Source organism: Collinsella sp. An2 (genome assembly GCF_002160065.1).
Classification (GTDB): Bacteria; Actinomycetota; Coriobacteriia; order Coriobacteriales; family Coriobacteriaceae; genus Limicola.
In genome coordinates this window covers 38,788-57,353 of record NZ_NFJW01000009.1, presented here as the reverse complement: position 1 = coordinate 57,353, position 18,566 = coordinate 38,788, and the positions used below count along the sequence as shown (strand labels likewise).

General features: G+C 63.8%; 11 protein-coding genes. 5 read left to right on the top strand and 6 right to left on the bottom strand.

What is annotated here, in order from left to right; translation table 11 throughout:
- Positions 1-469: 469 nt before the first annotated feature.
- On the top strand, positions 470-1,765 hold the full coding sequence (locus B5F33_RS06995) for an oligosaccharide flippase family protein (RefSeq protein ID WP_239284915.1): 1,296 nt from the start codon (positions 470-472) through the stop codon (positions 1,763-1,765).
- A 207-nt stretch (positions 1,766-1,972) separates the two neighbouring features.
- On the opposite strand, the gene B5F33_RS06990 is transcribed toward B5F33_RS06995, so the two are convergent.
- Positions 1,973-2,812 (bottom strand): metallophosphoesterase, encoded by an 840-nt coding sequence (locus B5F33_RS06990; protein WP_087411094.1) that lies wholly within the window; start codon positions 2,810-2,812, stop codon positions 1,973-1,975.
- Positions 2,813-3,261: 449 nt separating this feature from the next.
- Between B5F33_RS06990 and serC the strand changes: the two genes are divergently transcribed.
- The 3 genes from serC to B5F33_RS06975 all read left to right on the top strand — a co-directional run bounded on the left by serC (position 3,262) and on the right by B5F33_RS06975 (position 7,694).
- On the top strand, positions 3,262-4,356 hold the full coding sequence (gene serC / locus B5F33_RS06985; RefSeq protein WP_087411093.1) for a 3-phosphoserine/phosphohydroxythreonine transaminase: 1,095 nt from the start codon (positions 3,262-3,264) through the stop codon (positions 4,354-4,356).
- A 279-nt stretch (positions 4,357-4,635) separates the two neighbouring features.
- Positions 4,636-5,799, top strand: a complete 1,164-nt coding sequence (locus B5F33_RS06980; protein WP_087411092.1) for a phosphoglycerate dehydrogenase — start codon at positions 4,636-4,638, stop codon at positions 5,797-5,799.
- Positions 5,800-6,431: 632 nt separating this feature from the next.
- Positions 6,432-7,694, top strand: a complete 1,263-nt coding sequence (locus B5F33_RS06975) for a DUF1015 family protein (RefSeq protein WP_087411091.1) — start codon at positions 6,432-6,434, stop codon at positions 7,692-7,694.
- A 315-nt stretch (positions 7,695-8,009) separates the two neighbouring features.
- Here the strand turns inward: B5F33_RS06975 and proC are convergent, their stop codons facing one another.
- The 4 genes from proC to B5F33_RS06955 form a co-directional block, all read right to left on the bottom strand.
- Positions 8,010-8,810: a pyrroline-5-carboxylate reductase gene (gene proC, locus B5F33_RS06970; RefSeq protein ID WP_087411090.1), complete on the bottom strand. Its 801-nt coding sequence runs from the start codon at positions 8,808-8,810 to the stop codon at positions 8,010-8,012.
- A gap of 62 nt (positions 8,811-8,872) precedes the next feature.
- Positions 8,873-11,428, bottom strand: a complete 2,556-nt coding sequence (gene hypD / locus B5F33_RS06965; protein WP_204214451.1) for a trans-4-hydroxy-L-proline dehydratase — start codon at positions 11,426-11,428, stop codon at positions 8,873-8,875.
- A gap of 2 nt (positions 11,429-11,430) precedes the next feature.
- The gene (locus B5F33_RS06960; protein WP_087411089.1) at positions 11,431-12,348 is read right to left on the bottom strand and encodes a glycyl-radical enzyme activating protein; all 918 of its coding nucleotides are present in this window, start codon (positions 12,346-12,348) and stop codon (positions 11,431-11,433) included.
- 312 nt (positions 12,349-12,660) lie between these two features.
- Positions 12,661-13,704 (bottom strand): putative manganese transporter, encoded by a 1,044-nt coding sequence (locus tag B5F33_RS06955; RefSeq protein WP_087411088.1) that lies wholly within the window; start codon positions 13,702-13,704, stop codon positions 12,661-12,663.
- Between the two features lie 153 nt (positions 13,705-13,857).
- Here B5F33_RS06955 and B5F33_RS06950 point away from each other — a divergent pair, with 153 nt between their 5' ends.
- Positions 13,858-14,823, top strand: a complete 966-nt coding sequence (locus tag B5F33_RS06950; protein WP_087411087.1) for a DNA polymerase III subunit epsilon — start codon at positions 13,858-13,860, stop codon at positions 14,821-14,823.
- A 114-nt stretch (positions 14,824-14,937) separates the two neighbouring features.
- On the opposite strand, the gene B5F33_RS06945 is transcribed toward B5F33_RS06950, so the two are convergent.
- On the bottom strand, positions 14,938-18,564 hold the full coding sequence (locus B5F33_RS06945) for an FtsX-like permease family protein (RefSeq protein WP_087411086.1): 3,627 nt from the start codon (positions 18,562-18,564) through the stop codon (positions 14,938-14,940).
- Between the last annotated feature and the right edge of the window lie 2 nt (positions 18,565-18,566).

Below are 18,566 nucleotides of genomic sequence, written 5' to 3'. Positions count from 1 at the left end.
CATCCCAAAGGCGCAGGCCACGGGTGTCCACGCCGGCCCGGCTCGGCAATCCCCCGCATCCGCCGACGCCAACGTGCAGGCGGGCGGGGGTGCGTCACCGGCAGTGACACAAATCACATCTGATATACCGCATTCGCCATGGAGGCGCACCGCTTTATCGGGGAACGGTGCCGGTTGTCTATACCAGCGGATTCGACGGTATAATGACTCGATGTGCACCGACGACGCGACGGCGCCACGGATGGGAGCATCGAAAACCATGACGCCTTGGGACAAGATTCGAGAACGCCTACCTCAGAGCGACAGGCACGCTGACCAGCCGTCTTTTCGTCGAGCGGAAGACGCGGAAGCCACTTCGGGGGCACGTGTAGACGTGAGGCCCGGACACGGGTCCGCATCCGCCCGCACCGCGCGACGCCCGACCCACCAGCCCTGGCTCGCCCGCGTCATCAACCAATGGTGGACACGTTTGCTGCAAGCCGTCTACAAGGGCTCGCTCAGCGAGCAGGAGGCACAGTACGAATCCCATAGCACCGGTCGGGACTATGTGTGGAACACCATCGGCACCTCGATATGGGGTGTGGTCTTCCCCATCCTCACCGTGGTGTCGACCCAGCTTGCCGGCACCGAGGAAGCGGGCATGTTCTCCATGGCGTTCGTCACCGGCACGCTGCTCATGATCGCCGCCAACTACGGTGTGAGAAACTACCAGGTATCCGACATCGACGAGACGCATTCGTTCTCGTCGTACCAGATCAACCGGTGGCTCACGGGCATCACGGCGTTTGTGGTTGGCCTGCTCTATTGCACCGTGCGCGACTACGACGCCCATATGTTCACCATCTGCGCGGGCGTCTATGTCTACAAACTTGTCGACGGCATCGCCGATGTCTACGAGGGACGGCTGCAGCAGGCCGACAAGCTCTATCTTGCAGGGATCTCGCAGGCGCTGCGCTCGGTCGCCGCAGTTGCCGCGTTCTCGCTCCTCCTGTTTGTCACCCGCGACCTCGCCGTGGCGTCGGTCGCCATGGCGGTGGCCTCCGTCGCGTCACTCGTCCTGCTTACGCTGCCGCTCGCCCTCTTTGAGACCGAGAAGTCCCGCAGCTGGAAGATCGACGAGGTCATCGACCTCTTTCGCCATTGCTTCCCACTCTTTGCGGCGCTCTTCCTGTTCAACCTTATCGAGAGCGTCCCGAAGTTCGTGATGGAAGGCGCCCTTCCCTACGACAACCAGCTCTACTTCAACGCGCTCTACTTCCCGGCGCAGGGCATCCTGCTCACCATCGGCTTCGTGTACAAGCCACAGCTGCTGCGCCTGGCGAGCATCTGGTCCAATCCGCGCAAGCGCCGGCGCTTCGACCTCATCATCGTCGCCGTCATGGCCGTGATCTTGGGCCTCACCATCGTCATGACGCTCTTCATGAAGTGGCTGGGCATCCCGCTCATGAGCTTTATGTACGGCGTCGACTTCTCGCAGTTCAAGGCCCTTGCCCACCTAATGGTGCTCGCCGGCGGCGTGACGGCGGCCATCGACTTTCTCTATGCCATCATCACGGTGCTGCGCCGGCAGGGTGCGGTCATGAAGCTCTACGCGCTCTCGTTTGGAGCGTCCGTGGTGCTGTCGCTCGTGCTCGTGAACCTGCTGGGGCTTGCCGGCGCGGTGGCGAGCTATCTGGGCACCATGTCGCTGCTGCTCGTGCTGCTCGTGGTCGAATACGCGCGCGTGCGGCGCGAGATCACGCGGGAGCGCAACCCGTTCGCCTAGCGGCGCGCTTGCTTTGCGGCAGCGCGCGCTTGGCGACGCAAGGTAACCGGTTGCACCAAGCCGGCTGCGCCAGGCGCTTCGGCGAGCGACCGGAGCGGGCGACCGGGCAAGCGACCCGCCCGAAAGCGGCGCTCGTCCGGCGACGCGGCTCGTCTCGCGGCGGCACACAGCGGCGCGTGTCTGCCAACGCTCCGTCCGATACCCGTGCTACTCCCCCGGCTTAACCTCCGCATACCAGGTGGCGCCATCGTCCAGACGCAAAACGCCCACGCGTCCCATGTCGGCGCCGCCCGCAGCCGCACAGTCAATATCGATGCGGTCGGCGACCCCTCCGGTTGCCTCGCAGGCTCCAAGCGGCGTGACCACGCCGCGCCCGTCCTCGGTGACGCCGACGCCCTCTCCCGCCTGCGCATAGAAGCCAAGGGCGGTCGACGGCGTATGCCCCGCAACTACCACGGGCCCCGTACCGTCTGCACCGACCAAACCCGTCGACTCCGCCCAGAAACGCTCGCGAATCCAGAGCAGGTCCTGGGGGTCTTGCTGCGACATCATGTCCATCAGCTGCTCGCGCGTCGCATCTCCGGCGCCTCGGCCCTCGCTGCAATCGACGCCAGCCGTCGCCAGGTACCCGCGCGCGGCCAGCGCATCGATTCCCGCATGCGCCAGGATGAACGCGCGCTCGGGAGTCTCCACCACGTCGTAGAGCGGCAGGTTAGCAATCCAGTCAATCAGGTCCGAGAACTCCTCGCGCGGAAGGCTGTCGAGACCCGGAGCAGTCGCATAGCCTCCGTTGAGGGCCCAGGTTCCCAAGTCGATATCGCTGTCGTGAAGCAGTGCGTCGAGCATCATGCGCTCGTGGTTGCCCATGAGGACGCGGACGCCCGGGATGCCGCGCACAAGCTGCAGGACGCCCACGGGCTCGGGTCCGCGGTCGACCATATCCCCCAACACGTAAAGCGTGTCGTCGGGACCAGGCGCGGCAAGTTCCAGGGCGCGATCCAACGCGCGCAGGTGCCCGTGAGCATCGGATGTCACATAGATCGCCATACCACGCCTCTCAATCCGTCGCCGGACGGTTTTCCTTATTGTATCGCGCCGGTACCCGCACCATAGACAATCCGCCCTCCTTGCCCCTGGTCGCTTGCTTCAGCTCGCTTGCCCGGTCGCCCGGCCGCTCGCCAGGCCGCCTGCTTTCGCTCGCTCGCCTGATCCGGTTGCCTGCTTCCGCTCGCTTGCCTGCTCCGGTCGTCTGCTTCCGCTCGCTTGCCCCCACTCACCTGCTCCCGCTCATCCGCCTCAGCTCGCCTGCCGCCGCTCGCCCGCCCTCCCAAGCCCCAGTCAATGGGGCGCCACAATGTTAATCATAGTTTTTCACTCGGATTATATGCAGCGGGTATCCGCAGAAGCTTTACTATGGTAGAGTAACCCGAACAAACGCCGACGTCGCGGCAAAGACCGCACAACGTCGAATAACCCCCATCCGAAAGGATCGTCCTATGGCCCGCGTCCACAATTTCTCGGCCGGCCCGGCAGCGCTGCCGCTGCCCGTGCTGAAAGAGATTCAACAGGAGCTGCTCGACTACCATGGCACCGGCATGTCGGTGATGGAAATGAGCCATAGGTCGCAGGCGTACGCCGCTATCATCGAGGACGCCGAGGCCACGCTGCGCCGCCTCATGAACATTCCGGACTCCTATCGGGTGCTGTTCCTGCAGGGCGGCGCCACGCTGCAGTTCGCGGGCATCCCGCTGAACCTCATGCGCCGCGGCAAGGCCGGCTATATCGTCACCGGCCATTTCGCGAAGCTCGCATGGCAGGAGGCCTGCCACTATGGAGAGGCGCCCGTCCTGGCAACCAGCGAGGACACGGGGTTCGACCGCATCCCCGACCTCAGCGGCGTGCGCGCGCAGGCCGACGGGCTGGACTACGTGTACATCTGCCAGAACAACACCATCTTCGGCACCATGTTCCACGACCTGCCCGACACAGGCGAGACCCCCCTGGTAGCAGATGTTTCAAGCTGCTTCCTTTCCATGCCGATCGACGTCTCACGCTATGGGCTCATCTACGCCGGCGCGCAGAAGAACGCGGGCATCGCAGGCGTCACCGTGGTTATCGTTCGTGACGACCTTGTTGGGGACGGCCCCGCGCAGGCGTGTTGCCCCACCTACATGAGCTATCGCCGCCAGGCAGATGCCGGCTCTATGATGAACACCCCTAACACCTTCGGTATCTATGTATGCGGCAAGGTGTTCCGCTGGGTCGAGCAGCAAGGTGGCCTTGAGGCCATGGGCCGCATGAACCACGAAAAGGCGCAGACCCTCTACGATTTGCTCGACCGCAGCCAGGTCTTCAAGCCCTTTGCCGAGCCCGCGTCACGCTCCATCGCCAACGTGACCTTCCGCTGCACCTCCCCCGAGCTGGACACCACGTTTATCGAGGGAGCACGCAGTCGCGGCCTCGAGGGCGTCAAGGCACACAGGCTCACCGGCGGCATGCGCGCGAGCATCTACAACGCCGTCTCTCTTGAAAGCGTTCAGGCGCTTGCCGCCTACATGGAGGAATTCGAGGCTGCCCATCGATCGCTCTAGGCTAGCCGCAGGGCCTTGTCCCCGCCGCTAGCCCACGCCGCTCTGCGACCCCGTGGTCCCGCGCCGTACAGGCCACATAGGTCGCGCCCCGCACGGCCCCTCCAAGCAGACCCCCGTGCACCCCTTTTTCTGTACTGACCCGTTTCCCCTGCCGCGCAGGTGGTCGCGTGCGTTTCTCCTCAGCGAGTTCCGCACGAGCCGGAGACGCCAGTGGCGACTCCGAACGAACAGGACTGCCCGAGCGGAGGAGAAACGCACGCGACCACCGATGGGAGCATCATGCGCAAGATCAAAATCATCGATGACATCACCAAAGACGGAAGCGTCGAGTTTGGCTCGGGCTACGAGTTCGTCGAAGACACCGCCGAAGCCGACGCCATCCTCATGCGTTCGACCGACCTGCACGGCTACGACCTGCCGCAGAGCATCCGCGCCATCGCCCGCTGCGGCGCAGGCGTGAACAACATCCCCGTCGACGACTACGCCAAGCGCGGCGTCGTGGTGTTCAACTCCCCCGGAGCAAATGCCAACGCCGTCAAGGAGATGGTCCTGTGCATGATGATCCTCTCCAGCCGCGGCGTGGTGCAGTCCATGGAGTGGGTGCGCAACAACGCCGATGACCCCAACATCATGGTCGACGCCGAAAAGGTCAAGAAGGCATTCGTGGGCCAGGAGCTCAAAGACAAGCGCATCGGCGTCATCGGCCTGGGCAACGTGGGATCGAAGGTCGCAAACGCATGCGTGCAGCTTGGCATGGATGTCTATGGCTACGATCCTTTCATCTCGGTCGAACACGCCTGGGAGCTTAGCCGCGACGTGCAGCGCGTCGGCACCCTTGAGGACCTCTGCCGCAACTGCAACTACCTTACGCTCCATGTGCCCAGCAAAGCCGACACGATCGGCATGATCAGCACCGACCAGCTGGCGCTGCTGGCCCCGGGCGCCATCCTCATCAACTTCGCACGCGAGACCATCGTTGACGAAGACGCGGTGAACGACGCCCTGCATTCCGGTCAGCTCTCCTGGTTTGCCACCGACTTCGCCACGCCCAAGACGGTACTCATGCCCAACACCTACGTGACCACGCACTCGGGCGCCGGCACAAGCGAGGCCGAGGCGAACTGCGCCGACATGGCCATCTCCGAGCTCAAGGACTATCTGGAAAACGGCAACATCGCACACTCGGTCAACTACCCAAGCTGTTCCATGGGTAAGGCGCGCGCAGCGAGCCGCATCGCCTGCCTGCATGCCAACGTGCCCAACATGATCGGCCAGATCACGGCGATCCTTGCCAAAGACAACGCCAACGTGCAGCGCATGGTCAACGAAAGCGCTGGCGAGAACGCCTACACCATGTTCGACACCGACGAACACCTGGAGGACTCGACCATCGAGGCGCTGAAGCAGATCCCCGCCGTCTATCGCGTCCGCGTGATCAAGTAAGCCCCTCCCGGCACCGACGAAGCCGGCGCGGGACGGATGCGGGCTTGGCGCCACGCCATCCGCCCCGCTTCTACCTATCCTGGCCCGCGCCGTACGCACTCGCTTCGAAAAAGGGCGTCCGAATCGGAAACCCTCGAGTAGCCGAGATTTTCCTTCAAAGAAACAGCAGGTCGGAGCGTTGTGCTTTTTGGGCTACTCGGCAATTCTGCAAATGGACGCCCTTTTTCGAAACGACCTAACAAAAGACCGACGAAAGTAGCGGTTTAAGAGAACGCGACGGCCATTTCTCATAGCCGCTGACAGACCAGCGTATCCAACTGACACCCGCCGAGCCGCAAGAACAACGATGCGTCCAAAAGAACCTATGCGCACCGGGTCGTACCCGCCAGGCTGGGCTCGCCTAGAGCGCAGATTTCCCTTCGTTTGCCCGCCAGGACTTATACATACCGGACCACGCCACAGCCCTGAGACCACAGTGACCCCCTTCAGGCACATAGCCGACCACCAACCCGGCAAGGCCCGCTAGTCAAGTTGACCGCCACGAGAAAACACTGCCACGGCAGCGGGGCAGGTGGGCAACTTGTGCGAAGATAAATGCGACCAATATTGCCCCCAACTGGGAGGATTTCTCCATGAAGGTTTTACCGTTTCCCTGCACGCGTCCCGCTCCCGAGGTGGCAGCCGACGTAGCAGCCCTTCCCTATGACGTGTTTGACCGTGCCGAAGCCGCTGCCTACGTAGAGGGGCATCCGCTCTCGTTTTTAAACATCGACCGGCCGGAAACGCAGTTTGCACCCGACCAAGATATGTACGCACCCGAGGTGTACGCCAAGGCTTCCGAGCTGCTGCAAGAACGCATCGCAGACCACACCTTCCTGCAGGACGGCGCGCGCAGCTACTACCTGTACGAGCTCGCCTGGAACGGCCATGTTCAAACGGGTCTGGTGGGCATCTGCTCCATCGATGAATACGAAAACGGCACCATCAAGCGCCACGAGCTCACGCGCGAAGAGAAGGAGCGCGACCGCATCGAGCACATTCGGGCCCTGGGATATCAGACCGGTCCAATCTTTTTGACCTACCGCGACCAGCCCGTGCTGGACATCATCATCGGTGCGGCCAAATCGGCAACGCCGCTGTATCACTTTGCCGACGCCGACGTCGAGCAGACGGTCTGGGAGATTAAACGTCCCGACGCCGTCGAGGCCATCCACGCCATGTTCCAGCAGATTCCCTGCGCCTACATCGCGGATGGACACCACCGCGCCGCATCCGCCGTCAAAGTAGGACTCGAGCTGCGCCGCGAGGCTCAGGCTGCCGGCACCTTCACAGGAAAGGAGCCGTTCAATTACTTCCTGTCGGTGTTGTTCCCGGCAAGCCAGCTCACGGTGCTGCCGTACAACCGAATCGTCGCGGACCGTTCCGGCCTTACGCCGGACGAACTCATTGGGCGCGTCCGCGAAGCGGGATTCCATGTCGAGGAGAGCGCCGGCGCGGTAACACCTGCCACCCATGGGGAATTTGGCATGTTCACCGACGGTCGCTGGTGGCGCCTTTCTCTCGCCGATGATCTAGCCGCAGCGATAGCCGAGGGCTCCAAGGACGACCCGGTCGCCGGGCTCGACGTTACCGTACTGCAGAACTACCTGCTCGAACCCATTATGGGAATCGGCGACCCGCGCTGCGACCCCCGCATCGATTTCGTGGGAGGCATCCGTGGCACCGCTGAGCTGGAGCGGCGCGCGGGCGCAGACGGCGTTGCGTTCTCCCTGCATGCAACGGACATCGACGAGCTCATGGCAGTTGCCGACGCCGGCCTCCTCATGCCGCCGAAGTCTACGTGGTTTGAACCTAAGCTTAGAAGCGGTCTGTTCCTGCATCGCATCGCCCGTTAGCACGCGGCTTATCACGGAGCGGGGTTGATTTCAACCTTTTGGTCGACCCCGCTCGTCAGTATGCCAAATGGCAGTTTTGAGCACTTGCGAATACCACTAATTGGCAAGAGCCATACCCACGCGGGCGGCACACCATATCGACAACGGGCTGCGGATCAATTGTTGGTGGCGGCCTCGTCCCGCGAGCACGGCCTAAGGACGCCCTGTGGGAGTCCCCCATCAGCCCTCCTGCAGCCACTCCCAAGACATGACAAGGCCCCCTGCCCGACCCTTTCCAGGTCGCAGCAGGGGGCCTTGTGCATGCGCGCGGCGCGCCTACATCGCGCGGTTGCGGGCGGCAGCGGCGCGTGCCGCATCGATCACGGTAGCGCGCAGGCCGCCGGCCTCAAGGGCCGCCACGGCCTCGATCGTCGTACCTGCGGGGCTCGACACCATATCCTTGAGCACGGCGGGGTGCGTGCCCGTCTCGAGCAGATACTTTGCCGTGCCCATCACGGCCTGCTCGGCAAACGTATAGGCCTGGGCACGCGGCATGCCCTCTGCCACCGCGGCGTCGGCCAGGGCCTCAATGAACACGCACACATAGGCAGGCGAGCTTCCCGAAACGGCGATGACCGCATCGATCAGGTGCTCGGGAACCACCTCGGCGCGCCCGAGCGCGTCAAAAATGCTCTTGACCTGCGCGACCTCGTCCTCAGAAACATTCGCGTTGGGCGACAGCGAGCTCATAGCCGCACGGACGGTCGCGGCAAGATTCGGCATGACGCGAACGATCTTGCGGCTGGATCCAAGCAGCCCCTCCAGGCGCTCGATGGACACACCCGCGGCAATGGAGACAACGATCGCTTCATCGTCGACCGCATCCGCAAACGCACTCACCACGCCATCGAGATACTGAGGCTTGACTGCAATGAGCACCATCTTGGCGCCCCGTACCGCCTCGACGTTATCGCATGTTCCCGCGCAACCCAGCTCACCCGCCAGACGCTCCTGGGCAGCCTGCGAGACGTCCGACACCACGATGTCCTCCGGCGCGATAAGCCCCGCGCCCACGATGCCGCGCGCAATCGCGCCGCCCATATTGCCGCATCCAATCAGAGCGAATTCCTTTGCCATATCAAACCCTTTCAGTTCCAAATCCTAACGTGTCCCAACGGGCATCCACTCCGTTTGGGACATCAGAACGCCTGCTCCGTCCGGTTGATGATTTCGTCCTGCAGCTCGCGCCCCAGGTTGCACCACTTCTCGGAGAAGCCCGCAACGCGAACGATGAGATCCGGGTACTGCTCCGGATGCTTCTGCGCGTCGATAAGCGTCGCCTTGTCCACGATGTTGAACTGGATGTGATGGCCATCCAGATCAAAGTACGTGCGCACGAGGTCGGCCAGGTTGTCCAGCCCCTTGTCGCCCTCGATGGCGGCCGGGGCGAACTTCTGGTTGAGCAGCGTGCCGCCCGTCGCCGCATGGTCCATCTTAGAGCACGACTTGATCACAGCGGTCGGCCCCTGCGTATCGGCGCCGCGCTCGGGCGAGATGCCGTCCGAGACCGGCTCTCCCGCCAGCCTGCCCGACGGCGAGGCGCCGGTGACCTCTCCAAAGTAGATGTGGCAGGTGGTGGGCAGCATGTCGATACGCCACTCGCCGCGACGCATGTTGGGCCGGCCCGTCACCGCATCGTGGAAATGGTCGAAGACGGCGCGCATGACGCCATCGGCGTAGTCGTCGTCGTTGCCATACTTGGGGGTCTTGCGCGAAACGAGGTTCTTCATGCGCACGAACTCGGCGCCCTGGAAGTTCGCGTCGAGTGCCCGCAACAGCTCGTCCATGCCAAACCGGCGCTCGTCAAACACGTTGTACTTGAGCGACGCCAGCGCGTCGGTGATGGACCCGATGCCCACGCCCTGCAGATAGGTCGTGTTGTAGCGCGCGCCGCCGGCGTTATAGTCCTCGCCGCGTGCAATGCAATCCTCGGTCATGAGCGACATGAACGGCACGGGGTTCAGCTGCGCGCACAGCCGCGTGTTGATGTTTGAGCCGCGCACCTTGATGTCGATGAAGTAATCCATCTGACGCAAATAGGCGTCCATAAGCTCGTCGAACGTCGCAAACGAGCGCGGATCGCCCGTCTTGATGCCGATCATCTTGCCTGTGCGCGGATCCACGCCATCATGCAGCGTGATATCCAAAATCTTGGGCAGGTTGAAGTACCCGGTGAGCGGATAGGCCTCGTAGCCCCAGCAACCCGTCTCCACGCAGCCCGACGACCCGCCGCGGCGGGCGTCGGCCAGGCTCTTACCGGCGTTTAGAAGCTCGTCGATGATCTCCTCGGTGTTGTAGAACGCCGGCTGGCCCCAGCCGGCGCGCGCCACCTCGCAGGCACGGCGCAGGAAGGCGCGCGGCGTCTTGCGTGATATTTGCACGTTGGAGTTGGGCTGGATGAACATCATCTCGTCCATGCAATCCAAAATGAGATACGACACGTCGTTCACGCCGTCTTTGCCGTCGGGCGTGATACCGCCGGTGTTGATGTTGGCGAAGTCGCTGTAGGTGCCGGACTCCTTCAGGGTCACGCCCACCTTGGGCGGCGCGGGCTGGTTGTTGAACTTCACCCAGAGGCATTCCAGCAGCTCGAGCGCCTGTTCGCGGGTAAGGCGCCCCGCTACGACATCGGCCGTATAGTAGCCGATGAGATGCTGGTCCAGCCGCCCCGGCGTATAGGCGTCCCACGGATTCGTCTCGCTCGTTATTGCCAGGTGGATGAACCAGTAGCGCTGGATCCACTGCCAATAGGTCTGCGGACGGTCGTGTGCGACCACGCGACAGTTCTCGGCGATCTGCGCCAGCTCTTCGGCGCGATGCCGATCGGGCTCGTCTGCCGCCATACGTTCGGCCAGCTCGGCATAGCGGGTCGCCAGCACCTGCACGCCCTCGAGGGCAAGCAGCATCCCCGAGAGCTCCTGGTGTTTGTCCACCGCCCGGTCGTCTTCAAAGTAGTCGAGCGCATCGATGGCGTCCTGGATCTGCGCGCGAATCTCGTCGAATCCGGCGTGGGCGCCGCGCTCGGAGCCCAGACAGGTGTGTCCGCCTGCGCGCTGCTCGTAGAACTCGGTGAAGATGCCGGCCTCGAAGGCATCGTGCCACGCGGGAGTCTGTGCCTCCATGATGCGCTCGCGCGAGGCGCGGCGGCACCAGAACGGAATGATGATGTCACGTTGCGCGACAAGGTCGTCCTCCGTCACGCGGAAGTTCACCTGCTCGCGGTCGTTCATGTTATGCATGTCCTCGAGCGTGTGGCAGCAGAGCTCGGGAAACGTAGGCGCCGCCTGGGGGCCGCGCCCCTTCTCGCCCACGATGAGCTCGCCCGGCTCGATGCGGATAGTCTTCTGGGCAAAGTAATCGCGCAGAACCATGCCGCGCAGCTCGGGCTGGGAAAGTTCGCCCTCATGAGCCAGGTAGGTCTTGGTCTCGATAAGGGCGCGCTCCATGTCGAGGTAGGGCTGGGTGGTCTCGGACTGATGACGCAGACGCTTTACGCGGTCGTTCATGCCGCGGTCGTCCTCCCAGGTCGCGTGCGACGTGGTGCGGCACGGCGCGGTGTGGGAGCGAATCGCCTCGAGCGCCGCGTCGATGCGAGCGAGCTGCGCACGTTCAAGATCGAAGAAGCTCGCCGGGGCCGCCGACGCGGCGCCGTCTTGTCCTGCGGCTTTCGCAGCCACCTCTGCACGGTCCTCCATAGCTAGCCTCCTATCTCGACGTCGGAAAACCCGGCGTCAACGAATCGCTGTCTGATACGTTCGAGCGCCTGATCATCCGGCGCAGAAAAGTCCTCGCGCGGTGCGCGCCCCAGGCGTCGGTACTTGCCATTGCCCGCTGCATGATACGGTAGCAGACTCACCGGCAGCCGGCCCACCTTGTCAAGCAGGAAATGCACCGTTGACCCGATGCTCTCCTCGCTGTCGTTTACCGGATGCACAAGCGGCATGCGCACACGGATGTCTGCGCCCATGCGCACCAATCGAACAAGGTTGTCGAGAATGCGGGCGTTGGAGGCACCCGTCAGGCTGCGATGGAGCTCGTCGTCAAGCGCTTTGAGGTCGTAAAGCCACAGACCCACATAGGGAGCCACGCGTTCGATGCGCTCCCAGGAAACATCGCCGCAGGTATCGACTGCCACATGGACGCCCGACGCGTGAAGGCGCGCGCACAGGTCCTCGAGGTAGGCAGAATCTTGCACCAGGCACTCGCCTCCCGACAGAGTGACGCCGCCCCCCGACTGCTCAAAAAAGGACCGGTCTTTAAGAAGCAATGAGACGAGCTCTTCGACAGGAGGGGCCGCTTCGCCTGCCACCTCGCGGGCGGCTTGGGCGCAGTAATCGACGCACGACCCGCAAGCGGTGCAGCGGCCGCGATCCAGTCGCGCGCGACCGTCCGGCGCCAGAGCGATGGCACCCTCAGGACAGACGTCGACACACAGGCCGCAGCCGCTGCAGCAATCCGCGTCGACCATAAGCTCGGACGTAAAGGACTGCGACTCGGGATTGTGGCACCACGCGCAACGAAGCGGGCAGCCCTTAAAGAAGACCGTCGTGCGAATGCCCGGCCCATCATGCGTCGAAAACCGCTGAATGTTGAAGATGAGCGGGGTCGTCCCCATGTGCGCCTCCCGGACGAATCGTTGCTGCGACGGTATCCATTGTAGCGGGAGTCGCCACGACGCCTGGGTTGCCGCGGGAGAGCGGAGGACTCTCGGGAAACACTGAATAAAGGCTTCCGAGGCCTCACGATGGTAAGTTCGTTTCGGAAAAGGGCGTCCAAAACGCGATGTGGCGAGTAGACCAGGTGTTTCAAAGAGAAAACCGCAGGTAGAACAGGTGGCGCATTTAGGGCTACTTGGCAGATCGCCGTTTGGACGCCCTTTTCCGAAACGAACTTGCACAGAGCGCCGCCCGCACCCGAAAAACACCTCTTAACCAAGCGCCATGAACACAAAGCCCCAGGCGACGCCAAGCACGTATAGCAGCGCCAGGATGATGGCGTTCTCGCGCGCGTTGTGGTTGGAGCGGAACAGCACCAAAAAGCCCACGCCAGCCGACACGAGCGTGCCGGCCATGAGCGGGCCGAAGCCCAGCACGCCCTCCAGGAACAGCTGGGTGATGACCACGCTCGCCGCACAGTTGGGCACGAGTCCCACGAGCGCCGAGGCAAATACAGCAAGCCCCTCGTTGGCCGACAGGAAGGTCGCAAGCGCATCCTCCCCCACGGTCTCGAGCAACAGCACGAGCACGAAGGTCACAAGATAGATAAAGACCGTCACCTGAATCGTATGGGACAGTGCACTCTTCACGATGGAGCCCAGCATGCCGCCATGATGGTCGTGCGCATGGCCATGACTACAGCAGCCCGCGGACTCCGAATCATTGTCGTGGCGTCCATGCGCGTGGCCGTGCCCTTCGGCATCGTCGTCGCAGCCGCAGTGGTCGTGCTCGCAGAGACGGTGGATGTGGTCCGCTCCGGCGCCGGCGTCCGCCATCTCGTCGATGAGGTCGTGGTCCTCGCGTTCGCCGCGGGCGATGCGGCGCAGCGCCGCATGGGCCCGCGCGTTATGGCTGAGCGCGCGCAGCCCCAAATCGATAGCGACTCCGGTCACCGCCGCGACCGCCGCCTTCACGAGCAGAATCTGCACGAGCGCGCCCGCCTCCATGCGCTCGGCCACGAGCAACGGCAGCATCTCGTCGGAGGTGGACAAAAACACGGCCACGAGCGTTCCAAGCGTGATCACGCGGCCAGCGTACAGCGTTGCCCCCATGGCAGAGAATCCACACTGCGGCACGATGCCCAGAAGCGCACCTACGACGGGCCCCGCCGCGCCCGCCCGGCGTACGGCGGCGTTCACATGCTCGCCGGCTGCATGCTCGAGCACCTCGAGCACAAGGTATGTCACCAGCAAAAACGGCACGAGCGGCAGCGTGTCTTCAAATGCATGCTCAAGCACGTGAAGAATAAGATCCATGGAGCGATGCTCTCTTTCGTATAATCGATTCCCAATATGGAAGGTTCGTACCCTTCCTACGATATGCCATAAACGGCAAGCGGATTTCGGTATTGTATCCGTGCTAGTTTCATATGGCAAACTATTCATAGAATTCGGAAGGTGACCCACAGCGTGAACGTCAACCAAGCACTTGAATACTCGATGCAGCCCTTCATCCCCATGTTCATCTACGGCGACTACGACGCCATGGAGTCTGAGCGCCGCCGCGGCGAAGAAGCCATGAAGACCCTGATCGACGAGTGGCGCTCCAACGACGAGCCCGGCTTTGACTTCAACGTGATCCTGCAGCTCGCCGACCAGAACCGTGAGCTTTGCGATCAGATCGGCGAGAACCGCCTGCGCAACCTCTCGAGCCCGCTGCTTGCCCGCAGCCTATCCGACAACGACACCTGTGCCGGCATCGCCAAGCTGCAGGGACGCTCCGCCTCTGCCGTGGCGCGCGCCGTGCGCGGCGACCGCGATGCCTACGCGGTGGAATGGGTGCGCAAGCCCATCAAGGGCAAGGTGCTTGGCATCGACATCGAAACCACCGGGCGTGCGCCCGAGCGCGGCTACATCATCAACGTAGGCTGGGAGCTCATGGACCTCACGAGCGACGCGGTTCCCGAGGGTGGGGAAAGCGTGTTCTGCGGCCTGCCCGACATGTATCGCGAGACCGGTGTACCGCTGGCCGACATCCACCAAATCACCTGGGCGGACGTCGAGGGCAAAAAGCCCTTCCGCGAGGACACCGAGCTTCAGAAGCGCCTGCTCTCGCTGATGAAGAAGCGCCCCTACGTGGCTCACAACGCGGCGTTTGAGGATTCCTGGTTCATGCTGCACCTGCCGGGCTACGCCGAGGCACGCCGCGCCGGCAAGATCATCGTCATCGACTCGCGCCAGATCTGCCGCTCCATCGACGAAGAGGTGCGCACCCTGCCGCGCGAGAGCTCGCCCGCAAGCCTTGAGAACTGGGCGCGTCGCCGCGGCACGCTTGCTCAGGACGAGGCCGAGCGTCACCTGGGCCTGGACGACACCGACCTCATGCTGCGCACCATGCAGGCGGAGTTCAACCGCAAGGGTATGTTCGCAAAGTAACAAGACGGGAACGGACGCGCGACAAACGGCCCTACGGCCCTACAAAGCGCCATCCCCCGGGGGAGCTGCCAGCATGGCGATCCCTCGGGGGATGTTCCGTATATAGGCCGTCTATCAGTCGACCGACTTCAACGCTTCGAGCATGTCGACGCGGCGCAGGCGGCGGTCGACCGCCAGGTACAGCAGGGCCACGACGGCGGCGATCACCAGCGTGGGCACCACGAAGGCGAGCACGCCGCACGCAGGGTTGAACATGGTCTCCTCGGGAGGCACCGCGGTGATGATATAGAGCTGCAACAGCCGGCCCAGCGCCCAGCCCAGCGGCACGCCGATGATCGAGAGCAGAATCGTCTCGCGGTAGATGTACATGGTCACTTCGCGCGGACGGAACCCAAGCACCTTGATGGTCGAAAGCTCGCGAATACGTTCCGAGACGTTGATGGTCACCAGGTTGTAGAGAATCACCACCGCAAGCCCCGACGCAATGCCGATCAGCACAGTCATGATCATGTTGAGCGACCGGACGATGATGTTCACCTGGTTGATATACATGGTGTTTTGCACCACGCCCGCCACGCCTGGAAGCTCCATGAACCGCGCCGCCTGGACCTCAGTGTTCTCGATGCTGCCGTCTGCCAGCGTCGCCACATAGGCATTCGGCGAGGGTTCCTGGCCAAACACCTCCCGATAGGCATCGGCGCTCATAAACATGAAGTGCGTCACGTACATCTCGCAGATGCCGACGATACGGACGCTGCGCTCGACCCCGTCCCCGTCGACGAACGTGAACAGGTCGCCCACGTCGGTGCCGGTCAGCGTTGCCAGCCGCTCCGAGATGACCGCTCCCGACGCCGGCAGGTCGAGGCGCTCCCCCGTTACACGGTTTTGAATGGTGAGGTACTGCGTGAAGGCCTCTACGTCCCGAGGCACCAACAGGGTGATGGACTGTGTGTCGCCCTTGCTGCCGGCGACCTTGGTGAGCGATTCATAGCGAATCGCCGAGCTGTCGGCCACCGCATCGTCGGCGAGGGCATCTTGGACCTGGGCATCCTCGGCATCGGTCACATGCCCGCGCTCCGCCACGATAAGGTCGTAGCCGATGAGCTCGCCGAACTGCCGGTCGCCGATGCCCGAGATGGAATGCTGGACCGCAAACCCACAGAAGAGCAGCGATGCCGCCCCGGCCACACCCACGATGGTCATAAGTGCGCGGCGCTTGTAGCGAAAGAGGTTGCGCGCCGTCACCTTGTGCGTAAAGGACAGCCGGCGCCAGATCAAGGGAATGCGCTCGAGCAGAATCGTCGAGCCGGCGGCGGGCGCCTTGGGAAGCAGCAGGCTCGCAGGCTTCTCGCGCACCTCGTGCTTCGCGGCGACCATGGCGGGCAGAACCGCCGCAATGAAGGCGAACGCAAGCGCGAGCACGGTCACGCCTGGATGAATATGGAGCTCGATGACCGGCAGCGTATAGGCGTGCGCATAGGCCGCCCAGACGATGAGCGGCAGCAGCGTGTGCCCCGCCACGATGCCGATGACCGTACCCACAAGTCCTGCGACACCGCCATAGAACGCGAACTTCTTCATGACGTCGGCGTCGTCGTATCCAAGCGCCTTCAGGGTCCCGGCGCCCACGCGCTCCTCGTCCACCATGCGTGTCATGGTGGTAAAGGTCACCAGCGCCGCGACGAAATACAGGAAAAACGGGAAGATGTTGGCGAGAGAATCCACGATTTCCGAAATCGTGGCATAGATGGTATAGCCCTCGGCGCCCGGAATCTCGCGCCGGTTATAGACGGCGTAGGTCGGGACTTCCAGGCTGTCGCGCGCGTCGCGCGCCGCGGCAAGGTCCGCCTCGGCATCGTCGATGGTCTGCTGCGCCGCAGGCAGGGCTTCCTCGTAGGCCGCGCGACCATCCTCGTACGTCTGCTCGTTTTGAGCCAGCAGCTCCCGGGCCTGCGCCAGCTGGGCGCGCGCCTGCTCGTAGGCGCCCGTCTTGGCGGCAAGCTCCTGGACCCCCGCCTGCCAGGCAGCAAGCCCCTCCTCATAGGAAGCGGCGTTTACCTGATAGGCTCCAAGCGCTTGTTCATAGGCGGCGGCACCCGCGTCATAGCGCCCCTGCGCCTCATCGATCAGCGCCGCGGCGGCAGCGAGCTCGTCTTTGGCCGGCTGCAGCTGCGCGCGCAGGGCATCGACCTGCTCCTGCTTCGCGTCGAGCGCGGCCAAGCACGCGGTATAGCCTCCGTCGTCGACGCCGTCTCCGGGAGTGGCGTCGACCGAAAGGAACGATTCGCGCGCGGCGAGGGCGGCATCGAGCGCCTCTTGCGCCTGAGCCTGCGACTGTTCAAGCTCATCAAGCTGCGCTGCGCATGCGTCGCGTTGACCCTCGAGCTCCTGGCGGGCCTCGTCGTAGCTCGCGTCCGCCGGGTCGAGCGCAGCAAGCTGCCGGTCGATCTCGTCGAGCCGCTCCTTTGCCGCAGCCACCTGGACCGCAAGGCCGTCCACCGCCTGCTGCGCAGAGGCAACCGCGCCCTCAAAGCGACTCAGTCCTTCGTTCAGCTGTGAGCGCGACGCGTCGATCTGGGCCTGAGCCTCGTCCACAGGCGCTACAGCTTCGTCATAGGCCGCCTGCTGGCGCGCCAGCTCGTCGCGCGCCGCCTGCAGCTCGCGCGCCGACCGCTCAAGCGTGTCTTTGCCCTGGGCAAGCTGCTCGCGCGCCTGGGCCAGCTCGGGGGCTGACGCCGTGAGAATCTCCCACGAGGCGTCGAGCGCATCCCGCCCCGCAGCGAGCTGCGCCGGGGCTGCATCGACCTCCTGCTGCGCCGCCGCAATCTGCGCGCGGCCCTCCTCGAGCTCGGATGCGGCCCGTGCCAGCTCATCTGCCGTGTCGGAGAGCGTCGAGCGGGCCTCGTCCAGCTGCTGCTGACCGCTCGCGATGCTCTCGTCAAACGACGATGCCACCGTCTCGTAGCGATGCTGCGGCTGGTTGGCAAGCAGCTCCTCCAGCTCCTCCTTATGGGCCGCGACGCGATCGAGATACTCCTGGGAATACGGGTCGAGCCCCATGGTGTCGCTAAATCTCAGCCGTGCAATCATGTGGTAGTCAACGGAAAACGCGTCAGGAGCGACCACAGCAAGCCCAAAGAGGTTCCCCGTGCCCGTCTGGGTCTGGCCCATGTTGACCTTCGAGATCACCTCGGGCGAATTGATGACGCCCACCACGGTGAACTCATGGCGCACCAGCGCGTCGGCGCCCGAGATGTCGGGCTCCTCGTCAAACGCTATGACCGACCCCACGGAGTGCTCCTCCGCCACAGTCGGGGATACGGCGATCTCGTCAACGCTCCGGGGAAGCCTCCCCGAGGCGACCTCGACGCGCGAGATCTCCTCCGGCTGCGAGTACACGCGCACGGCGTCAATAGTCCCCGAAATCACCATGTCCTTCAGGTAGCCATACTCCACCTGCTCAACGCCGCTTGCCTGGTCGATGGCCGCTTCGTCGTCATCGTCGATGCCCATGCTGGCGATCACCGTGAGGTCGGCGGCGTTGTACGTGTCGAAGTAGCGCTCGCCGGTCGCGCGCATATCGGGGCCCGCCGCCTTGAGCCCCACGAGCGCAAAGGAGCCCAGCGCCATGAGGAGCACGATGGACACGAAGCGGCCGCGCGACCTTCCGACCGTTCGGCGAATATCGCGCCAGAGCATATGCTTTGTGCCGCGACGGCGCACAGGAGCAGACGTTTCCATTC